This window comes from Marinobacterium alkalitolerans (genome assembly GCF_017776525.1).
Taxonomy (GTDB): Bacteria; Pseudomonadota; Gammaproteobacteria; order Pseudomonadales; family Balneatricaceae; genus Marinobacterium; species Marinobacterium alkalitolerans.
This window is the reverse complement of the sequence record NZ_JACVEW010000001.1, coordinates 94595-111593: the sequence shown is the minus strand read 5'-3', so window position 1 is coordinate 111593 and position 16999 is coordinate 94595. Positions and strand designations below refer to the sequence as shown.

17 protein-coding genes are annotated in these 16999 nt (G+C 56.8%); 5 read left to right on the top strand and 12 right to left on the bottom strand.

Annotation, left to right across the window (positions count from 1 at the left end):
- Window positions 1–15: 15 nt before the first annotated feature.
- Window positions 16–1872 carry a methyl-accepting chemotaxis protein gene (locus H9C73_RS00565; protein WP_209285824.1) on the top strand — a complete coding sequence of 619 codons (1857 nt, stop codon included), beginning with the start codon at window positions 16–18 and terminating at the stop codon, window positions 1870–1872.
- A 9-nt stretch (window positions 1873–1881) separates the two neighbouring features.
- Here H9C73_RS00565 and H9C73_RS00560 read toward each other — a convergent pair whose 3' ends face one another.
- Genes H9C73_RS00560 through lptM form a run of 6 tightly spaced genes read right to left on the bottom strand, consistent with a single transcriptional unit; the run spans window position 1882 to window position 6441 of the window.
- Window positions 1882–2604, bottom strand: coding sequence for an HAD family hydrolase (locus tag H9C73_RS00560; RefSeq protein WP_328797908.1), 723 nt, complete (start codon window positions 2602–2604; stop codon window positions 1882–1884).
- 4 nt (window positions 2605–2608) lie between these two features.
- On the bottom strand, window positions 2609–3520 hold the full coding sequence (gene xerC / locus H9C73_RS00555) for a tyrosine recombinase XerC (protein WP_209285822.1): 912 nt from the start codon (window positions 3518–3520) through the stop codon (window positions 2609–2611).
- A gap of 1 nt (window position 3521) precedes the next feature.
- Complete coding sequence (locus H9C73_RS00550) at window positions 3522–4220, bottom strand: DUF484 family protein (RefSeq protein ID WP_209285821.1); 699 nt, start codon at window positions 4218–4220, stop codon at window positions 3522–3524.
- Window positions 4217–5047 (bottom strand): diaminopimelate epimerase, encoded by an 831-nt coding sequence (dapF, locus tag H9C73_RS00545; protein ID WP_209285820.1) that lies wholly within the window; start codon window positions 5045–5047, stop codon window positions 4217–4219. The genes H9C73_RS00550 and dapF overlap by 4 nt, the downstream gene beginning before the upstream one ends.
- A gap of 12 nt (window positions 5048–5059) precedes the next feature.
- The gene (lysA, locus tag H9C73_RS00540) at window positions 5060–6313 is read right to left on the bottom strand and encodes a diaminopimelate decarboxylase (protein WP_209285819.1); all 1254 of its coding nucleotides are present in this window, start codon (window positions 6311–6313) and stop codon (window positions 5060–5062) included.
- 8 nt (window positions 6314–6321) lie between these two features.
- A complete protein-coding gene (gene lptM / locus H9C73_RS00535) occupies window positions 6322–6441 on the bottom strand; it encodes an LPS translocon maturation chaperone LptM (protein WP_456238091.1) in 120 nt (39 codons plus the stop codon).
- Between the two features lie 141 nt (window positions 6442–6582).
- Here lptM and cyaY point away from each other — a divergent pair, with 141 nt between their 5' ends.
- Window positions 6583–6915, top strand: a complete 333-nt coding sequence (gene cyaY / locus H9C73_RS00530) for an iron donor protein CyaY (RefSeq protein WP_209285817.1) — start codon at window positions 6583–6585, stop codon at window positions 6913–6915.
- On the opposite strand, the gene waaA is transcribed toward cyaY, so the two are convergent.
- From waaA to H9C73_RS00510, 4 genes are read right to left on the bottom strand one after another with little or no spacing between them, the layout of a single operon-like run.
- Window positions 6901–8178, bottom strand: a complete 1278-nt coding sequence (gene waaA, locus H9C73_RS00525; RefSeq protein WP_328797905.1) for a lipid IV(A) 3-deoxy-D-manno-octulosonic acid transferase — start codon at window positions 8176–8178, stop codon at window positions 6901–6903. The two genes, cyaY and waaA, sit on opposite strands and share 15 nt — an antisense overlap.
- Window positions 8175–9956: a lipid A export permease/ATP-binding protein MsbA gene (gene msbA, locus H9C73_RS00520; protein ID WP_236013991.1), complete on the bottom strand. Its 1782-nt coding sequence runs from the start codon at window positions 9954–9956 to the stop codon at window positions 8175–8177. Before msbA ends, waaA begins: the two co-directional genes overlap by 4 nt.
- Complete coding sequence (locus H9C73_RS00515; protein WP_209285816.1) at window positions 9946–10968, bottom strand: NAD-dependent epimerase; 1023 nt, start codon at window positions 10966–10968, stop codon at window positions 9946–9948. The genes msbA and H9C73_RS00515 overlap by 11 nt, the downstream gene beginning before the upstream one ends.
- 19 nt (window positions 10969–10987) lie before the next feature.
- Window positions 10988–12157: a nucleotide sugar dehydrogenase gene (locus tag H9C73_RS00510; protein WP_209285815.1), complete on the bottom strand. Its 1170-nt coding sequence runs from the start codon at window positions 12155–12157 to the stop codon at window positions 10988–10990.
- A 166-nt stretch (window positions 12158–12323) separates the two neighbouring features.
- Between H9C73_RS00510 and lpxL the strand changes: the two genes are divergently transcribed.
- From lpxL to H9C73_RS00495, 3 genes are read left to right on the top strand one after another with little or no spacing between them, the layout of a single operon-like run.
- The gene (gene lpxL, locus H9C73_RS00505; protein ID WP_209285814.1) at window positions 12324–13247 is read left to right on the top strand and encodes an LpxL/LpxP family Kdo(2)-lipid IV(A) lauroyl/palmitoleoyl acyltransferase; all 924 of its coding nucleotides are present in this window, start codon (window positions 12324–12326) and stop codon (window positions 13245–13247) included.
- A 41-nt stretch (window positions 13248–13288) separates the two neighbouring features.
- Complete coding sequence (locus H9C73_RS00500; protein ID WP_209285813.1) at window positions 13289–14104, top strand: hypothetical protein; 816 nt, start codon at window positions 13289–13291, stop codon at window positions 14102–14104.
- Window positions 14105–14133: 29 nt separating this feature from the next.
- The gene (locus H9C73_RS00495) at window positions 14134–15210 is read left to right on the top strand and encodes a glycosyltransferase (RefSeq protein WP_209285812.1); all 1077 of its coding nucleotides are present in this window, start codon (window positions 14134–14136) and stop codon (window positions 15208–15210) included.
- Here H9C73_RS00495 and H9C73_RS00490 read toward each other — a convergent pair.
- Both H9C73_RS00490 and H9C73_RS00485 read right to left on the bottom strand, forming a co-directional pair.
- Window positions 15188–16237, bottom strand: coding sequence for an ELM1/GtrOC1 family putative glycosyltransferase (locus H9C73_RS00490; protein WP_209285811.1), 1050 nt, complete (start codon window positions 16235–16237; stop codon window positions 15188–15190). The two genes, H9C73_RS00495 and H9C73_RS00490, sit on opposite strands and share 23 nt — an antisense overlap.
- Entirely contained in the window at window positions 16227–16997 is a 771-nt protein-coding gene (locus H9C73_RS00485; protein ID WP_209285810.1) for a hypothetical protein, read from the bottom strand. The genes H9C73_RS00490 and H9C73_RS00485 overlap by 11 nt, the downstream gene beginning before the upstream one ends.
- Between the last annotated feature and the right edge of the window lie 2 nt (window positions 16998–16999).

The following is a 16999-nucleotide window of genomic DNA, read 5'->3' as shown; positions in this document are numbered from 1 at the left end:
CTGGAGGTGCACTGCATGACCATCAAGCAAAAGCTGGGCACCCTGATCGGCCTGATTCTGTTCGGCTTCATCGGCATGGGCGCCATTTTCCTCTACACGCTGGAGCGTTACGGCACGCTGGTCGAAACCAGCCAGGTCCTGACGGAGATCGAAACCGACAAACTTGAACTGCGCCGCCATGAGAAGGACTTTCTGGCACGGCTGGATGTCTCCTACGCCGAACGCTTTGCAGATCGTTACGAACGCTTTCAGTCTGAGCTGGACACCATGGAAGGACTGCTCGACGATCCCCGTCTGCAGCAGAATGTCAGCACGTTACGGCAGCAGATGGAGCTGTACCGCAGCAGCTTCGATGAAGTTGTCGGCATCCGAACCAAGATTGGTCTGGACGAGACCAGTGGCTTGAGAGGCGCCCTGCGCAATGCGGTGCATGAAGCGGAAGAACAGATCCGGGCCACGCGCGATACCCAGTTACTCAGCGACCTGTTGATGCTGCGCCGTCACGAGAAGGATTTTCTGTTACGCCTGAACCCCAAATACCTGGACCGCTTCAACAAGCAGATTGAGGCGATCCAGGTACAGATCGACATCGCCCTGCTCCCGGAAGAAGCGACCACGCTGAAGGCGAAACTGGCGCGTTACCAGCGCGACTTTACCGCACTGTTTGAGGGCTTCCAGACGCTGGGCTTCAGCTCCGACGAGGGTTTGATGGGGCAGATGCGCTCGGCCGTGCACACCACCACCGAAGATCTGGATACGCTTGAGCAACATCTGACGCAGCTGCTGGCATCGGAAGAACAGCGCCTGACGCTCATAGCCATGCTGGCACTGGCCATCTTTATTACCCTGAATACGTTGTCGGCGCTGCTGCTGGGCCGCAGCATTCTCAAGCCCATTACCGGTCTGGCCAATACCATGAGTCGCGCCAGCGAAGAGCACGACCTGACGCTGCGCTTTGACGCCTCCGGCAAGGATGAAGTATCGCGGATGGCCGGGGACTTCAACCGCATGATGGACCGTTTCCGCGACCTGATCGCCCGGGTAGCCGGCACCTCTTCGCAACTGGCTGCCGCGGCAGAGCAGCTGTCGGCCACCACCAGCGATACCTCACGCGGGCTCAGCACCCAACAACAGCAGGTGCTGCAAGTGGCCACTGCCGTGCAGGAGATGGAAAGCTCCATGCAGGAGATCGCCGGCAGCACCGAATCAACCGCCAATACGGCACGTCAGGCACAGCAGGATGCCTCCGACAGTACAGCCAGAGTCAGCGGCAACATCGAAGCGCTGAAAGAGCTGGCGACCAAGGCGCGTCAGACGGCCGATGTGGTTGAACAGCTGCGCGATAACAGCAGCCAGATCGGCACCATGCTGGACGTGATCAAGGATATTGCCGAGCAGACCAATCTGCTGGCCCTGAATGCGTCCATTGAGGCCGCCCGTGCCGGCGAGCAGGGCCGCGGGTTCTCGGTCGTGGCTGACGAAGTGCGCACCCTGGCCGCCCGTTCACAAACCTCGGCCGCGGAGATCGAAAAGCTGGTACACAGCCTGCAGGAGCAGACCGAGCATGTGAGCCAGTTGATGCAGACCAGCGTTGCTGACAGTGAAGCCAGCGCCGAACGAGCCGGAGAAACCATTGAGGCGCTGGACACCATCACCGCCGGCGCCAACAGCATTGTGGATATGACCAGTCAGGTCGCGTCAGCGACTGAGGAGCAGGCGTCGGTCGCGGCCGAAATTACGCGCAATATCGACCATATCCGCAGCATTATGGAAAATGCCAACGAGCAGGTCGCCCAGAACGCCGATGCCAGCCAGACGGTTGCTCAGCAGGCCGCCGACCTGCAAAACGCGGTCGGCAGCTTCAAGACCTGAGGGCTCGGCTCAGAGCGTTGCCCGCCCGTCTGACTGCTGTTGCAGGCGGGCAATGGCAGCGGGCAGATCGGACAGGCAGCTGACCCGCACATCCGCATTCCCCGGCTGCGGCCAGTGCTGGCCCGGCAGATTGACCCACACCGTCCACAGGCCCACCTCACGTGCCGCCTGCACATCGTTGATCGGGTGATCTCCCACGTGCACCACCTGTTCCGGTCGCAGTCCGGTATGATGCAACGCCTGCTGGAACATCTGGGGCTCCGGCTTGGCATAGCCCACCGTATCGGCATTGAACTGGAAATCAAACAGATGCCCTACCAGGGTCTGACTGACACTGGCATTGCCGTTGCTCAGCGCCCCGATCACAAACCCTTCCCGGCGCAGCTGCTCCAGCATCGCCTGAGCATGCTCAAACAGTTCCACCTGATGCCGCGCCTGCATGAACACCTCAAAGGCGCGCTCGGCCAGGTTAATGGCTTCCACCTCGGTATAGCCGGCTTCGATACAGCCCTGCTCCAGCAGCTTGATACGGATCAGGCTGACACTGTGTGCAATCTCGGGGTGACGTTCCAGCAGCGCCTTGCGCAACGCCGAGCCCTCGGCCATATCCTCCTGCCGATAGAGTCCGGTAAACAGCGGCGCATTGGTGTCCAGCCACTCCCACAACGTCCTGTTGGCTTCGTGAATCACCGGGTCAACTGCCCAGAGGGTGTCGTCCAGATCGAAGGTCACGCACTTAATCATCCTGTTTCTGCCTCGCTCGTGGGTGGGCCTGTTCATAAACGTCCATCAGATGCTGGAAGTCCAGATGGGTATAGATCTGCGTGGTGCTGATATTGGCATGTCCCAGCAACTCCTGTACGGCACGCAGGTCGCCACTGGATTCCAGCAGATGGCTGGCAAAGCTGTGTCTTAATCGGTGTGGATACACCCGCCCCTGAGTGCCCTGCTCGGCGCCGCGCTGCTGCAGGCGCTGTTCGATCGCACGGGTGCTCAGCCGACGCCCACGCTGGCCGACAAACAGGGCGGTTTCATCCGGTCGCGCCAGCGTATTGCGCACCGGCAGCCAGTCCCTGATCGCCTTGACGGCCAACCGCCCGAGAGGCAGGCGGCGTGTTTTCTGTCCCTTGCCCAGTACCGTGATGGCCGCATCCGCCAGGTCCAGATCACGCAGGTCCACGCCTGCCACCTCGGACACACGCAAGCCGGATGAATAGATCAGCTCCATCATGGCACGGTCGCGGATATCCAGCGGCTCATCACCGGGAATTTCCAGCAAGGCACTGACCTGTTCCGTATCCAGCGTTTGCGGCAGACGGCGTGGCGCCCTGGGGGCCTGAATGGCGAGCGCAGGATTGCGTGACATCCAGCCCTCACGGGCCAGAAAGCGATAAAAGGCGCGGGTCGCGGATAACAGGCGCTGCAGGCTGCGCCCGGACAGGCCATCCGCATGCAGCTGACCAATGGCGTACCGCAGTGCCGCTTCGTCCAGCTGCTGCCAGTCTGGCAACTGATGTTCGGACAGCACCTGCTGTAGCCGCATCAGGTCGCGGCGGTAGTTGTTCAGGGTATGCGGGGAAAGCTGTCGCTCCACCCGCAGGTAGTGCAGGAAATGAGTCGGCCAGTCGACAACGGCCGGCGCTGTCATCTTAACACTCCTGCCCCTGCAGGATGCGGAACAGGACCCGGCTCAGCACTTCGCCAACGTAGCTCAGGAACAGGGTGCCCTGGCTGCTCTGGAAGTAGTTGGGGTCATGGCTGCCGATCGCCAGCAGGCCCAGTGTCTCCCCCTTCACCAGCGGGACCACGGCGGCTGACTGGACCTTCACGCTGCGGTCCTGAAACAGGAACCGATTCATCGCTTCGGACAGCTGACCACAGCTGGGCAGGTTGGTCTCGATCAGGGGCTGCACCAGTGAATCCTCGGCCCGCGCCAGGGTACGAATACCGTTGCTGGCCAATGCCTTTTCACTGAACAGCAGCAGCTCTGTCTCGTCACCGTAGAAGTCACGGCACAGGCTTTCCTCAATGGCCACGGCCACGTCGTCGAGCGTGGCCGCTTCCAGCAGTGCCAGCACCATGCGCTTGGTCTTGTCGAACTGCACATCGTTGTACTTGGCCGCGTCGATCAGCTCAGCCAAATGTCCGTGCAGCTGCTGGTTACGTTCACGCAGGAAGGAGGTCTGACGCTCCACCAGCGACACGGCGGTGCCGCGTTCATGGGGTACATACAGCTTTTCCAGCAGCCAGGTATGCTCGGTGAAAAAGTCCGGATGCCGGGACAGGTACTCCGCCACCTGATCGGCGCTCAGCTCCGGCTGCTCCAGTACTTCGCTTGCATCGTTCATAGGTAAATCTGTCCTTCAAAAACGGTTGTGGCCGGCCCGATCATCCGTAAGGGTTCGCCCTCGCCGGCCCAGCGAATGCGCAGTTCGCCACCCGGCAGGTGTACCCGGACCTCTTCGTCCAGCAACCCCCGGATCCGTCCGGCCACGACCGCCGCACAGGCACCCGTGCCGCAGGCGAGCGTTTCGCCGGCACCTCGTTCGTACACGCGCAGTCGAATCTCGTTACGGCTCACCACTTCCATAAAGCCGATATTGGCCTTCTGCGGGAAGCGGGGGTGCGCCTCCAGTGCCGGCCCCAGGGTTTCAACGGGCGCGGTATCCACGCTGTCAACGACCAGCACGCCGTGCGGGTTGCCCATGGACACCGCGCTCAGCTCAACCGTCTGCCCCTGAACATCCACCGTGTAGGTGGCTGCCTGTTGCTCGGCCTGGAAGGGAATATTGGCGGGGCGAAGCTCCGGTGCGCCCATATCCACGTCCACCTGCCGGTCTTCCTGCAGGTAGATCACGGCCTGACCGCGAGCGGTCTCGACCCGGATCTCGTCTTTCATGATCAGGCGACGGTCCCGCACGAAACGGCCAAAACAGCGGGCACCGTTCCCGCAGTGCTCCACTTCGGAGCCGTCCGCATTGAAGATCCGGTAGCGGAAGTCCATGTCGGGGCGGCTGGGCGGTTCGACCAGCAACAGCTGATCAAATCCGATTCCCAGATGGCGATCGGCGAGCTTGCGCACGATTTTGGGCGTCATGCGCACGCGCTGGGACAGGGCGTCCACGACCATGAAGTCGTTGCCCAGTCCGTGCATTTTGGTGAAGCGTACCAGCATCGAACGCCTCCCTCAGCCCTGCGGCAGCAGCTGCTCGCCGCGCATCAGGTCACTCAGGCTCTCACGCGCACGCACCAGATAGGCCTGGTTGTCATCCACCATCACCTCGGCCGGACGCGGACGGGTGTTGTAGTTGGAGGCCATGACAAAGCCGTAGGCACCGGCCGAGCATACGGCCAGCAGGTCGCCGGGCTGCAGGTTCAGCTGTCGATCCTTGCCGAGGAAGTCGCCGGTTTCACACACAGGTCCCACCAGATCCCAGGCCTTGGTGTCGCCTTCTTCGCGCAGCTGAACCGGGATGATTTCCTGATAGGCGCTGTAGAGGGACGGCCGGATCAGGTCGTTCATGGCGCCGTCGATGATGGCAAAATTCTTCTCGCCGGTCTGCTTGAGAAACTCGACCCGGGTCAGCATAACGCCGGCATTGGCCGCGATGGAGCGGCCCGGCTCAAAGATCAGCTTGAGTCCACGTGTGCCCATTTTATCCAGCACGGCGGCGATATATTCGCCCGCACTTGGCGGCTGTTCATCGGTGTAGCAGACGCCCAGACCACCGCCCAGATCCAGATGCTCGATTTCGATGCCTTCCTGCGCCAATGTATCCAGCAGTGCCAGCAATCGGTCCAGTGCATCCAGAAACGGGCTGATCTCGGTCAGCTGGCTGCCGATGTGGCAATCCATTCCGACCACGTCCACGTGCGGCAAAGCCGCAGCACGCCGGTATACCTCAACAGCCGTATCAATATCGATACCGAACTTGTTTTCTTTCAGGCCGGTGGAAATATAGGGATGAGTACCGGCATCCACGTCCGGATTCACGCGAAAGGAGACCGGCGCTTTCACGCCCATTTCGCCTGCCACCGCATTGACTCGATCCAGCTCGGCATCGGACTCGATGTTGAAGCAGAGGATACCGGCTTCCAGCGCACGGCGGATCTCATCCGGCTGCTTGCCAACGCCGGAAAAGACCACCTTGGCGGGGTCTCCACCGGCACGCAGCACACGCTCCAGCTCACCGGCCGAGACGATGTCGAAACCCGCGCCCAGCCGTGCCAGTACGTTCAGCACCGCCAGGTTGGAGTTGGCCTTCACGGCGTAGCAGACCAGTGCATCCCGGCCTTCCAGCGCTTCTGCATAATCCAGGTAGGCGCGCTCGAGCGCGTCACGCGAATAGACGTAGGTCGGGGTGCCGAACTCCTCGGCAATTTTGCTCAGGGAAACTTCTTCCGCATGCAGCAGGCCGTTCTGGTATTCAAAAGTGTCCATGCAAACTCTCATTGTGATTGATGGTGTTCGGCCGTTTCGTCGGGCAGGTAGAGTGGCCCCTTTTGACCACATCCCGACAGTACCAGAGCCCCCAACAGGAACAGCGGCCAGCAGCGTTTCAGCATCATCAATCCCTTTGTAATCGGTTACGCCCGTTATATGTCGGGCCATGAATGAATCGATTATACCTGCAGCCCGAAGGGCTGAGTACCGCCCACGGCTGAGTTATACTCATTCACCCAGTTTTCAATGTGCTTAGAGAGGCCCAGATGACCGAGTCCGAATTCATGGCCCGGGTGGACGCCACCCTGGAACAGCTCGAAGAGATTCTCGACGATGCCGAAAGCGATCTGGATTACGAGACCCAGGGCGGCATGATGACGGTGAAATGTGAGAACGGCAGCCAGATCATCTTCACCCGTCAGCCCCCGGTAAAGCAGCTTTGGGTCGCAACACGCAATGGCGGCTTCCATTTCGATTACAGCCCGGAGCAGGGCCAGTGGCTGCGTGACTCGGATGGTGCCCCGCTGACCAGGGTACTGACGGATGCCTTCAGCGAGCAGGCCGGAGAAACCTTCGACTTCGATTCACTGCTGGGCTGACAGGCGCATCACTTCGGCTTCCAGTCGCGCCAGAGCCCCCCGGTTGGCCGCCACAAAATCAGCCGCCTGACGCCCCTGTTCGGCCCGCCGGTTCGGCTCGGCCAGCATCCTGTCCAGACGTGCCGCCAGGGCCGCTTCATCAGGCACACAGACAAGCCCGCCGGCATCCCTTAACGCATCGGTGATCGACTGGAAATTGAAACAGTCGGGCCCCATGACGACCGGCACGCCCAGCGCCGCCGGCTCCAGCGGGTTGTGCCCGCCCGTGCCCGAGAAGCTGCCGCCCACGACCGCAATGTCGGCGGCAGCGTAAAACAGCATCAGCTCACCCATGCTGTCGCCCAACAGGATATCAATGCCGGGATCAACGGCATCGCCACGGCTGCGACGGACCACCCTTGCGCTGAACTGATGGCATAGCGTCGCCACCTGATCAAACCGCTCCGGATGGCGAGGCACCAGAATCAGGGCAAGCTCGGGGTAGTGCTCACGCAGCCGCTGCCAGGTGCGCAGCAGAATCTCATCCTCTCCGGCATGGGTACTGGCACCGATCAGCACCGGTCTGTGCGCCCCCAGCCGCTGCCGCAGTGCCTGCCCGGCCGCCACCTGATCCGGGTTGGGCTGGAGGTCAAACTTGATGCTGCCGGTCACCACGACTCGCTCGGGCGCCATGCCCAGACCGATAAAGCGGTCTGCATCAGCCTGCCCCTGAGCGGCAATCAGGCTGAGCCTGTTCAGCATGGGGACCGTGAGTGCAGAAAAGCGGCGGTAGCCACGGGCAGAACGCTCGGACAGGCGCGCATTCGCCAGCAACACCGGCACCCCTGCACGGTCACACTGGTGCACCAGGTTGGGCCAGAGCTCGGTTTCGACAATGATGCACAGCTGCGGCCTTACTCGGCGCAGAAAGCCCTTCAACGCCCAGGGCAGGTCCCAGGGACAGAAGCGCTGCTCGACCCGGTCACCAAACAGCGTTCTGACCTGTTCGGCCCCGGTAGGCGTCATGTTGGTGATCAGGATGCGGTGGCCCGGAAAGGTCTTGATCAGTCGGCGGACCAGCGGCGCGATGGCCACCGTCTCGCCCACGGAAACGGCATGCACCCAGATAACCGGCTCTGAAATCGCCGTCCCCAACCCCAACCTCTGGTGCCAGTTGCGCCGATAGCCGGGCGCCTTGCGGCCGCGCCACCAGAGACGCAGCAGCAGAACCGGTGTGAGCAGGCAAAAGCAAAGGCTGTAACCCCATTGTGCCAGGCGTGTCACGACCCCATGTCCACATCGGATTGTAATATGTGAAACTTGGCATAGGCACCCTGCTGATCAAGCAGCTCAGGATGTGAGCCCTGCTCAACAACCTTGCCATCATCCATCACGGCAATAATATCGGCCTTTTCAATGGTGGACAGGCGGTGAGCAATCACCAGTGTTGTGCGCCCCTTCATCACTTCTTCCAGCGCCTGTTGGATGTGCCGCTCTGATTCTGTATCCAACGCTGAGGTTGCTTCATCCAAAATCAGTATCGGCGCATCTTTCAGGATCGCCCTGGCAATAGCAATACGCTGACGCTGGCCACCAGAAAGCAACACCCCGTTTTCACCGACTGGTGTATGAATGCCGTCTGGCAAGCGCGCAGCAAATTCATTGACATGAGCAGCCTCTGCCGCTGCCAGAATCTGTTCCTCTGTTGCCCCAGCCATGGCGCCATAAGCGATATTCTCGGCAATGGTGCCATTGAACAGCACCACATTTTGGTTCACCAGCGATATCTGGTCACGCAGGCTGGCTAACGTAAAACTTTCGACGGGCACCCCATTTATAAGCAGCTCACCGTCCCAACCGTCATTAAAGCGGGGCAGCAGGCTAGCCAATGTCGACTTTCCACTGCCACTGCGGCCAACCAGCGCCAGGCTTTTGCCTTGTGGCAAACGCAGTGAAATATCACGTAATACAGGCTTGGTCGTATTGGGGTACGTAAAGTTGAGCTGCTTAAACTCAATATCGCCAACTTTCTCCAGACGCTGATTCCCTCTGTCCTGCTCAACTGGCTCGTCCAACACCTCAAAAAGGCTCTCAGCGGCCGCGATACCGCGCTGAATAATCGCACTGATATCCGTCAACTGACGCACCGGCTTGGTCAACATGCCCGCTGCCGTCAGGAAAGCAACAAATCCTCCTGTTGTCATGTCCCCCATCACATCCGGATGCATCGCAAGATATAGAAGTGTAGACAGTGCCACCGCAATCAGCATTTGAATGACCGGCGTGTTCAGCGACTGAGTCACCACCAGCTTCATAAACTGGCGCTTGTTGCGCAGGCTAGCCTCCTGAAAGCGCTGTCGCTCGGCACTGGCACCACCAAACACTCTAACAACCTGGTAGCCCTTGATCGCTTCAGAAGCTGACTCAGTGATGTCACCCACTGACTGCTGAATTCTTCGACTCAAGCGTCGCATTCGTTTGGAAGCCATCGAAACAACTAGGCCAATCAAGGGGCCTGCCGCGATAAAGATCAATGTCAGCTTCCAATTCAAATAAAACATGTACGCCATCAGGCCGATCAGAGTCAGCGTCTCACGCAAGAAGATTTTAATTGCGTTGGTTACCGCACCGGTGACCTGTTCGACGTTATATGTCAGCTTAGCCAAAAGCTCACCACTGGCGTGATAGCTGTAGAAGTGCGATGGCAAAAACAGCAGATGTTCAAACACCTCTGAGCGCATCCGATGGACAGTCTCGCGGCCCACATAAGCGATGCTGTAGTTGCCGATAAAGGTACCAACCCCCCGCATCAGAAAAATACCCAATACAGCCAAGGCCAGCCATGTCCGCTGTTCAAAGTCCTCTCGCTGCACAGTATCGACAACCTGCTCAAGCCACTTGGCGGATAACGCCTGGCCTGCACCGTAGATGGCAAAGCCAATAAAACTGACCAGAAATGCTGGCCAATATGGCATTACATATGTCAGCAGGCGCTTATAGATTGACCACCCTTCTTTCGAGCGCATCGCGTCCGGTCCCGACTTATCCTGCTCAGATGTCATAATACTCCCGGTACCACTGGACAAAGCGTGAAACGCCCTCCTCTATGGAGGTAGAGGGCCTGTAATTGATATGCTCCTGTAAGGCCGAGCTGTCGGCAAAGGTGTCAGCCACATCACCTGGCTGCAATGGCAAGTACTCTTTCACGGCTGTTCTGCCGGTAGCACGCTCAATCGCCGCTATGAAATCCGCAAGCCGCACTGCATGACTATTGCCAATATTGTAGATGCGATAGGGAGCCCTACTGCACGACGGGGCCGGGCTGTCACTGTTCCAGTTAGGGTCAGGTAACGCGACCCCGTCTGCTACCCGCATAATACTTTCCACTATGTCATCAATATAGGTGAAATCACGCGAGTGGTTGCCCTGGTTGAATACCTGGATTGGCTGCCCTCGGAGTATTCTGCTCGTAAACAAGTGCGGAGCCATATCCGGCCGCCCCCAAGGACCATATACGGTGAAAAACCTCAGGCCTGTAGTCGGCAGCTGAAACAAATGACTGTAACTATGAGCCATTAATTCGTTCGAGCGCTTGGTTGCCGCATAAAATTGAACAGGGTGGTTAGCCGAGTCCTGCTCACTGAAGGGCATTTTGGTATTGGCACCATAGACACTACTGGTGCTGGCATAAATCAGGTGCTCTACCCGCTTCTGTCGGCAACACTCCAGCACATTGGCAAATCCAACCAGGTTACTTTCAACGTAAGCGTGGGGATTCTCGATTGAATAGCGCACACCGGCCTGTGCAGCCAAATGAATGACGCGATCAAAACAGTGCTGATCAAAACAGCTCTCCACAGCAGCACGATCCGCCAGATTTCCCCGAATAGACCGATAAGCCGAGCCCAAGCCAGCCGCAACCTGCTCCAACTCGATCAATCGGGCTTCTTTCAACTCGGTGTCATAATAGTCATTAACGTTATCGAAACCGACTACTTCGTGCCCAGCCTGCAGCAGGCATCGCGCAGTGTGAAAACCAATAAAGCCAGCATGACCTGTGACCAGTATTTTCATTTTGACCTCAGTTCCACCATCAGGAATCCCCGCCAAACAGGTCTCGTGTGTAAACTTTGTCTGCGCAGTCCTCCACTTCCTCACTCAGGCGATTGGCGATAATGACGTCGCTGATCCGCTTGAACTCACCCAAATCCTTGATGACACGCGAGTTAAAGAACAGTTCATCCTCCAGAACCGGCTCATAGACCACAACTTCAACGCCTTTGGCCTTAAGGCGCTTCATAACACCTTGAATCGCCGAGGCTCGGAAGTTATCCGATCCCGCTTTCATCACCAGACGATAAATACCGACCACATCAGGATTTCTGCCCAATACTGCGCTGGCAATGAAGTCCTTACGAGTGGTATTTGAGTCCACAATCGCACGGATAAGGTTATTGGGGACCTGGTCATAGTTGGCCAGCAGCTGTTTGGTATCTTTCGGCAGGCAATAACCACCATATCCGAATGATGGGTTGTTGTAGTGCATGCCGATACGAGGATCCAGTCCTACACCCTCGATAATCTGACGAGTGTTCAACCCGTGCGTTTCAGCATAAGTATCAAGCTCATTAAAATACGCCACACGCATTGCCAAGTAAGTATTCGCGAAGAGCTTTATCGCTTCTGCCTCGGTGGAATCCGTAAACAGAACCGGCACATCTTTCTTAAGAGCGCCTTGCTTGAGCAGCTCGGCAAACTGCATGGCACGCTCTGACTGCTCACCAACAATAATCCTCGAGGGGTACAGGTTGTCATAAAGCGCCTTGCCCTCGCGCAGAAATTCGGGTGAAAAGATCAGGTTATCAACCTTGAGTCTCTGCCTGAGTTCTGCAGTATAGCCAACGGGTACCGTAGATTTGATAACCATGACAGCATCAGAATTAATGCTCAGCACATCCTTGATAACCGCTTCCACACTGCGAGTATTGAAATAGTTGGTCTGAGGGTCATAGTCCGTTGGTGTAGCAATGACAACAAAGTCAGCACCCTCGTAGGCCGCCTTTTTGTCCAGCGTTGCCTGAAGATGCAACCTGCCAGAAGCAAGATACTCACTGATCTCAATGTCTTCGATAGGAGATATCCCTGAGTTCAGCAGCTCAACCTTTTCCGGCACAATGTCCAGCGCTACCACGTCGTTATGCTGTGCCAGCAGAACAGCGTTGGACAACCCGACATAACCCGTTCCTGCGACTGCAATCTTCATCTGCTACCTGTTAAGTATGTCTGTCTGCATTTGGTCGCGCATCATAACATGACATGGCAAACGGCCACATGATGTCTTCAGGACCCGACTCTCTTGACGCAGGTTTGCTGCATCCAATGGAGGGCTTTACAATTCAGACACCTGTCCTCAAACCCCATGTGAACCCGTGAGTCAAAATACCTCTTCAGAAAGCTATGCTGCCCCCGTTTTCTGGCCTACCTGGCTTGGCATTGGCCTGTTGCGGTTGCTGAATCATCTGCCCTGGCGCTGGCAGATCAGCTTGGGCCGAATACTGGGTCACATAATCTACTACCTGAGTTCACATCGCCGACATGTCACCCGAGTCAATATTCGCCTCTGCTTCCCTGAACTGGATACCCGGGCTCAAGCTCGCATGGTCCGTCAGGTCTTCGTGAACAACGGTATCGGCTTATTTGAAACCGCCATGGCCTGGTGGACACCGCGTGAGCGTCTTGACATGAAGGTCACTCTGAAAGGCCGAGAGCACCTCGATGCTGCCTTGGCTCAAGGTAAAGGGGTTGTTCTGTTAGGCGCCCATTTTTCAACACTGGACTTGGGAGGGTTGCTTTTTTCAAATTTCTATCCTGTTGACGCCATGTACCGACGCCATAACAACCCTCTGCTGGAGCGGATCATTACACGCGGTCGCCAACGTTTTTTCGACCTGGTTATCGAGCGCTCTAATATTCGTACAGTACTGAAAGCCCTCCGCCAGAACCACATCGTCTGGTATGCACCTGACCAGGATTTCGGGCACCGTCACTCGGTGTATGCTCCCTTCTTTGGAGTTCCTGCCGCCACCATCACGGCCACAAGTCGCATGGTCAAATTAAATGGCTCACCAATTCTAATGCTGGCACAACATCGACTACCGGACTATTCAGGTTATGAACTTGAGCTTTTCCCGATTATCACTTCATTCCCAAGCGGCGATGAAGAGGCTGATGCCAAACGTGTCAACCAGGAGATTGAGCGTGCAATTCGCAAGGATCCAGCTCAATACATGTGGGTGCATCGACGTTTCAAGACCCACCCCCAAGGTAAAAACTACCTTTACCGTCAACGCTGAAACAGGTCTGAAAACCTGTTGAATATGCACAGGACCCAAGCATGAGTGAACAGATCAAGCAGGTTATCTGTATAAAATGGGGAACACGCTATGGCCCTGAGTATGTCAACCGAATCTACGCAATGGTGGAACGCAATATCACGCCGCCTTTCAGGGTAATCTGCCTGACCGATGACTCTGAGGGCATCCGTCAAGAAGTTGTCTGCCGCGGTTTACCGGAACTGGGATGCCCACGCCCAACCAATGCGCCCGGCAAGTGGCCCAAAACCGCTTTATGGGGCCACAAGCTGTTTGACCTGACTGGCGTTGTGCTCTTTATCGACCTGGACGTGGTTATTACCGGCAGCCTGGATCCTTTCTTCAGCTATGGCGCACCCGAAGATGTTATTTTGGCACGCAACTGGGTAAAACCACTCGAGAGGCTCGGCCAAACGTCGATTTTCCGCTTTGAAATCGGCCGGCACGGTTACATGCTGGAAAATTTTCAGCAAAACCCAGAAGGTATTGCGGGCAAGTATCAGTTTGAACAGCGCTATGTCACCAACTGCATCAAAGGTGGTATCAAGTTCTGGCCTCGTGGTTGGGTGCGCCATTTCCGAATGGACTGTCTTGGGCCCTGGCCACTGCGCTACCTGCGCCCCCCTAAGCTGCCCATAGGTACCCGTGTTGTTATCTTCCCGGGCAAGCCAGACCCCTCCGATGCGATTCAGGGACGCTGGTCCGACCAAGTTAAGGCCCAAGGCCGTATTGCACATATCAAGAGCTGTTTCAGCCGAGGATTCAAAGGCTCACGCTTTCGCTACCTGAAGCGCTTCTTCATGCCAGCCGAGTGGATAAAGGAACATTGGAGGGAATAGGTTTGCCCCTCCCATACCAAGGAACTTCAATGCACATTATGCAACTGATGCTGTCCACCCAAAACGGTGGTGCAGAGACCTTTTTTGAGAAACTGGTAATAGCACTGGCTGACGCTGGAGTTTACCAAGACGTGGTTATTGAGCCACATGAGCGCCGAGAACACCTGTTTGCCAAACACCCAAACATTCGTATCCATACGCTTCGTTTTCGCGGTTTTCACGAGCTACTGGGACGAGCAAGGCTGCATCTCTTGCTACGCCGCCAGCAACCTGACCTACTGATGACCTGGATGAGCCGTGCCATCAAACGCGCCCCTACAGGCTACTGTCCCATCGTTGCCCGCCTTGGCGGCTATTACCGGGTTGAACGATATCGCAAAAGCGACCGGTTGATCGGCAACACGCCAGATATTGTTCGCTATTTGCAGAAAGAGGGCATTGCTGCTGACAAAACTCAATGCATTCCAAACTTTGGCGAAATTGCCCCCTGTGACACTGACGAGTCACAAGCCCGCAACGAAGTCCGTCAGCAATATGGCATACCGGACTCGCACAAGGTTCTGCTGGCACTCGGTCGGTTACACCCAGCCAAGGCGCATGACACGCTTATTCAGGCAGTTGCTCTGACAGACAATACCAGCCTGCTGATCGCTGGTGACGGCCCATTGAAAAGCGAACTGGAACAGCTGATTGTAGAACTGAAACTACAGGGCCGAGTGCACCTGCTGGGCTGGCGGCGCGACACAAGCTACCTGTTCAAGGCAAGTGACATCTGCGTATTCCCCTCGCGTGAGGAACCCTTTGGTAATGTCGTAGTAGAAGCCTGGGCCCAACAAGTCCCCTTGGTAACCACTGCAGCTGCGGGCCCCTCTTGGCTGGTAACACCTGGCGAGGACGGCCTTCTGGTTCAGGTCGACGATGTATCAGCACTGGCCGAAGCAATCAATCAAGTCTGTGAGAATGAAGCTCTACGAAAGCGTCTTGTCCGCAATGGCCTGAATACCTTCACCCGTCTCTATAGCCGTGAAGCCATTGCAACTCAATACATAGAGATGTTCAACGATGTAATCGCTGGAAAGCCCGTCAGTGAGGCTGAGGCGTCCTGATCAACTTCAGCGCTTCCAGCAGCTCGGGGCCCAGTGAATCAAGGCTGGCAACTGCCTTGCAACTGTTGACGCTCGGTTGATAGCCAGGCAAACAGGACAGCGGCGTTCGCTCTACCCCTTCAAGACAAGGGAAGTACTCGATCATCTCCGCAAAGAAGGAACCCGGCTTTACTTTGAGCACCTCCGGCGACAAAAGCGTTACCGGACGGCCGCTGCACAAAGCTTCACTTGCCATGGTCAGGCTGTCCTGAGTCACAAGAACACGTTCAGAGGCAGCCAAGAACGGCTGTACCACACGCTTGGGCTTCCTGTTATAAAGGACCATTTCAGCGACGACTGCTGGCTCGACCTGGTCGGCCAGTAGCTGCTCGACTTCATCAGGCGTCCGCCTCGATGTCGTGATCAGCCAACGAATTCCCAGCCGCTTACCCAGCTCGTTAATGCCGTTGACCAGAGATTGCCAGTCATGCTCACTGTAGTGATGACTTTTGCTGTTGCCACCGATGAGGATCGACCAACAGGGCGCCCCTGGCCACTCCTGCTGCCAATAATTCTCTCCAGCCGCTTGTACTTGCTTGGGAGTCACCGGGTTCGGAATCAGCCCGCTGACAAGAAAAGGCACCCCGAAAGGGCGCTTTACCGGTGAAATAATCAGATCAAACCAGTGGTCGGGGAACGGCTCGGGGACACCTACAAACACATTGCGTGCTCCGTAACGGCGCCTCAAGGCCAAGCTGGCAAAGGCACTTTTCCCCCCACTGGAAATAATCAGATCTGGACTGCACTGCGGTAGCCGTTCCAGGCGGCTCGTCAGGTACAAGCCTACGTTATTAAACCAGGGCAGGGACATCAGTGCACGTAGAAGACCACGAAGAATACCTGGCAAGCAGTTGTTTACTCGTACTTGCTCCACCTGCAGATTCAGCCCCTGACGTCGCATCAGCTGAACCACACCCTCTGACTGAGCAAGATGACCGGGAGAACCTTCGTCAAGGACAAGTACGCTCAGTGACATATCAATGGCCATCGGTCAAGCTGTGCTCAGCGTCGTCCCAAATGTCCCGAATCCAGCGAGCAGGCCGGATCACCTTGTACAGTTTCTTATAGCTTTTTTTCACGGGCCAACGCCCCTGCACGGCATCATGTGGATTCGGGTCTCCCGGAAAAGCAACGACCTTCGCTCCTTGGGGCAATAAAGGCTCCTGCCAAAAGCGGGCTGGCCAAGGGGGTACACAGTGCGTTTTGAATAACACACACCAGTCATCTGGCCAGAAGTTCAACTCCTTCACGGTGCGAGAGATATAGGTCTGCGAATTACGATACTGCTTGAAAATTTCGGCCTGATTCTCAATGAGATGATCAAACAGATAGGCATCAGCCCCCACTCGAAAGCGATAAACCGACGTATTGCCTATCCCCTTGCCGGGTTGTGTCCAGTTTTGCATAACCACAAATGTTTTTTCCGGCATATATTCAAAAAAGGGATCAAGGCTGCCAGATACCACCACATCAAGGTCAAGATATAGCCAATCACCTTCAAGGCCGAACAAATGTTCACTTTCACGGTACAGGGTCAGCTTACGCCATCCCAGTCGACACTGCGGCTCCGGAAGGGGTATTTCAGGGCAACCGTAACATTCAACTTCATTACGCACACCTGCAGCGTTATCCGTAAGGCAAACAAAACGAATCGGTCCAGATGCATTTTTGCGCACCATGGCATAGAGACGGTTAACGTACTCAGGGCCATAAAGCGAGCCCCACTTCATACAAATGAAATTTTTCATAG

Coding starts and splice junctions, on each gene's coding strand:
- H9C73_RS00565 (WP_209285824.1), top strand. CDS start 16: ATGACCATCAAGCAAAAGCTGGGCACCCTGATCGGCCTGATTCTGTTC.
- xerC (WP_209285822.1), bottom strand. CDS start 3,520: ATGACAGCGCCGGCCGTTGTCGACTGGCCGACTCATTTCCTGCACTAC.
- H9C73_RS00550 (WP_209285821.1), bottom strand. CDS start 4,220: ATGAACGATGCAAGCGAAGTACTGGAGCAGCCGGAGCTGAGCGCCGAT.
- dapF (WP_209285820.1), bottom strand. CDS start 5,047: ATGCTGGTACGCTTCACCAAAATGCACGGACTGGGCAACGACTTCATG.
- lysA (WP_209285819.1), bottom strand. CDS start 6,313: ATGGACACTTTTGAATACCAGAACGGCCTGCTGCATGCGGAAGAAGTT.
- lptM (WP_456238091.1), bottom strand. CDS start 6,441: ATGATGCTGAAACGCTGCTGGCCGCTGTTCCTGTTGGGGGCTCTGGTA.
- cyaY (WP_209285817.1), top strand. CDS start 6,583: ATGACCGAGTCCGAATTCATGGCCCGGGTGGACGCCACCCTGGAACAG.
- msbA (WP_236013991.1), bottom strand. CDS start 9,956: ATGACATCTGAGCAGGATAAGTCGGGACCGGACGCGATGCGCTCGAAA.
- H9C73_RS00515 (WP_209285816.1), bottom strand. CDS start 10,968: ATGAAAATACTGGTCACAGGTCATGCTGGCTTTATTGGTTTTCACACT.
- H9C73_RS00510 (WP_209285815.1), bottom strand. CDS start 12,157: ATGAAGATTGCAGTCGCAGGAACGGGTTATGTCGGGTTGTCCAACGCT.
- H9C73_RS00500 (WP_209285813.1), top strand. CDS start 13,289: ATGAGTGAACAGATCAAGCAGGTTATCTGTATAAAATGGGGAACACGC.
- H9C73_RS00495 (WP_209285812.1), top strand. CDS start 14,134: ATGCACATTATGCAACTGATGCTGTCCACCCAAAACGGTGGTGCAGAG.
- H9C73_RS00490 (WP_209285811.1), bottom strand. CDS start 16,237: ATGGCCATTGATATGTCACTGAGCGTACTTGTCCTTGACGAAGGTTCT.
- H9C73_RS00485 (WP_209285810.1), bottom strand. CDS start 16,997: ATGAAAAATTTCATTTGTATGAAGTGGGGCTCGCTTTATGGCCCTGAG.